Origin of the sequence: Acinetobacter rongchengensis (genome assembly GCF_003611475.1) — a bacterium.
Lineage (GTDB): Bacteria > Pseudomonadota > Gammaproteobacteria > Pseudomonadales > Moraxellaceae > Acinetobacter > Acinetobacter rongchengensis.
Map to the genome: position 1 here is coordinate 1 of NZ_RAXT01000150.1, position 1303 is coordinate 1303.

Annotated in this window: 4 protein-coding genes; 2 read left to right on the plus strand and 2 right to left on the minus strand. The window is 33.6% G+C overall.

Annotated elements, in window-relative coordinates:
- Both D7V20_RS19175 and D7V20_RS19180 read right to left on the minus strand, forming a co-directional pair.
- Positions 1-192: hypothetical protein (locus D7V20_RS19175; protein WP_147395820.1), on the minus strand; the 192-nt coding region annotated here is incomplete at its 3' end.
- 79 nt (positions 193-271) lie between these two features.
- Positions 272-523 carry a hypothetical protein gene (locus tag D7V20_RS19180; RefSeq protein ID WP_120385400.1) on the minus strand — a complete coding sequence of 84 codons (252 nt, stop codon included), beginning with the start codon at positions 521-523 and terminating at the stop codon, positions 272-274.
- Between the two features lie 111 nt (positions 524-634).
- On the opposite strand from D7V20_RS19180, the gene D7V20_RS19185 reads away from it, so the two are divergent.
- A complete protein-coding gene (locus D7V20_RS19185; RefSeq protein ID WP_120385401.1) occupies positions 635-838 on the plus strand; it encodes a hypothetical protein in 204 nt (67 codons plus the stop codon).
- Complete coding sequence (locus D7V20_RS19190; protein WP_120385402.1) at positions 838-1284, plus strand: hypothetical protein; 447 nt, start codon at positions 838-840, stop codon at positions 1282-1284. Before D7V20_RS19185 ends, D7V20_RS19190 begins: the two co-directional genes overlap by 1 nt.
- Positions 1285-1303: the final 19 nt, after the last annotated feature.

A 1303-nucleotide genomic window follows, 5' to 3' on the forward strand; every position in this document is an offset into this window, starting at 1 on the left:
CATATTATAAATGGGGGTAGAAAATTCATTGTTTTCGAGCCAATGTCTAGGGCTTTCTCCGTGGTTTTTACGGGTTAAGTCTATTTTTTGATCAATATTGGAAAGACGTAATTCTTCAGGTGTCAGCATGATCAAACGACCATGTTCATCTAAATTCATTGGATATGTAGGAGCGACTTTAATTGTTTTCATTATTGAGCACCCATAACATAAAGATATGAAACGAAAGAAAAAAGACCGAGAACTGCTAACCAAATATGTAACCAAGACATTAGCAATCCCCCATTTCTTCTTTTAATTCTGCATTTGAGATTTTGTAGAGTTGTCCGTAAGTATCAATCACCGAATAGTCATAAGCCCATTCAGAAGCAACTAATGCCAAATGCTCTAAACATTGCTCAGTTGAAAATGCAGGGACAAAAGCATCAAGGCATGACTGCCCATGTTCAGAAACAATGCGAGCTACTTCATTGAAAGCAGATTGAAGAAATTCTTGTTTTGTGTTGAAAGTTAGAGTTGTCATTAAACTGTTACACCGTTACGTGTTTCATTATTTCGCAACTGTATCATTAATCACTGTTACAGTGCAACAGGTGTCATAATTACATTGAAACCAAATAGAGATTAGGAATCCATGTCAAACGAATCAAAGCCATACAGAGTAAATAGCGCTTTCTTGAAGAAAATTAATAAATTGTGGTTAGAAGCAACGATTGAAACTAAAACTAAAATTGAAGAATCAGATGTTGTAAATGCAACTCTTTATAAGTTTTTAGATGAAATAACAGTAAACGATATCAAAGAATATCGTAGAGAAATCAAAGGAAAAGATGACTAATGGGATTGGCTATATTCTGTTTAATATTTGGTTTTATAGCTGGGTATTTATATCGAAATTCTAAGTCTGAACCATTGCAAGAAAAGCAAACAATTCAAAGAACTAAAAATGTTTATTTAAGCTATAACGAAAGACAAAGAGCAAAACTGAATCATCAAAGTGATGCAGATAGAATCCGTGAATTAAACTTACTTTCTCCAAATGAAAGTAAGTTTATGCGTTTGCTACAACATCAATTTACTGAATATAAGTTAATAATTAAAGATAGACGATTCTACATTGCAGATCAGGATAACTACCCCATTGCTATATTCGAATATAGGGATGGTACAAAACAGCTAAAGGTGAAAGATAAAGAAGACGGGTTACCTGTATTTCTATATAAAGCCATTCTTTCCAGTGATGCACTCGCAGAAGATAAAAGCTCGCTAACGGAAGTCGCATAACGAAGCTATTATGTTAAAT